The organism is Lawsonibacter hominis (assembly GCF_014287895.1).
Lineage (GTDB): Bacteria > Bacillota > Clostridia > Oscillospirales > Oscillospiraceae > Lawsonibacter_A > Lawsonibacter_A hominis.
The window spans coordinates 1-848 of record NZ_JACOPP010000084.1 but is presented as its reverse complement, the minus strand read 5'-3'; the positions used below and the strand labels follow the sequence as shown (position 1 = coordinate 848).

2 protein-coding genes are annotated in these 848 nt (G+C 49.4%); both read right to left on the bottom strand.

The window, feature by feature from the left end:
- Positions 1-20: 20 nt before the first annotated feature.
- Positions 21-413: an IS5 family transposase gene (locus H8S57_RS17780; RefSeq protein ID WP_186909093.1), complete on the bottom strand. Its 393-nt coding sequence runs from the start codon at positions 411-413 to the stop codon at positions 21-23.
- On the bottom strand, positions 410-787 hold the full coding sequence (locus H8S57_RS17775; protein ID WP_186909092.1) for an IS5 family transposase: 378 nt from the start codon (positions 785-787) through the stop codon (positions 410-412). The genes H8S57_RS17780 and H8S57_RS17775 overlap by 4 nt, the downstream gene beginning before the upstream one ends.
- Positions 788-848 lie beyond the last annotated feature (61 nt).

Genomic DNA, 848 nt, shown 5'->3' with positions numbered 1-848 from the left:
TAGAGTCTGTTTTAAAACCATCAAAGTAACCAAACGAGGATACAGGCAAGACAGACAACAGCGTGAAAATAGAGTGCTTTCTTCTCATACCTGGTGGCAAAACGGCGGTTGTTTTTCAGCTTTAGGAAAAGGTTTTCCACCAGATGACGCTCTTTGTACGTGTGCCAGTCTGTTTTCCTGGGGTGTTTGGCAATGATACGGCTGGGAATCACCACGATTCCGCCCCGTTCTTCCAACCAGCGTACAAATTTATCGCTGTCATAGCCTTTATCCGCCAGAATGAGTTTGCCGTTTAAATCAAAAGGTTCCAACAGTGCCTGCGCCACGCAGATATCATTACGGTTCCCACTGGAGAGCAAAAAGCGCAATGGATTCCCAAGTCCATCCGTTACCGCATGGACCTTCGTGGTCAAGCCTCCCCTGCTCCGCCCGGTTTCCTCGTGATATCCCCCTTTTTAGCCCCACTAGCGTGTTGGTGAACCTTGATTGTAGTGCTGTCCAGCATCAGCGTTGTTTCGTCCACCAAATCCTGCTCAATCAGGACTGTGAGGATATTTTCCCATACTCCGGCTTTTGTCCAGGCCCGAAACCGACTGTATACGCTCTGCCACGGGCCGAACCGCTCCGGCAGATCCCGCCATGGAATCCCCGTGTTCAGCCAGTATAGAATCGCGTTAAGCATTTCCCGGTTACTTTTCCCTGGACGCCCTCCTTGCGGCTTCCTCTCAGGCGGGAACTTGTCCTTGATCCTATTCCATTGTTTTTCGCTTATTTCATGTCTCTTCATGCTCCCATTCTATTACATCGTCGTTTTTCACACAATGGCTAGGTTTTAAAACAGACTCTAG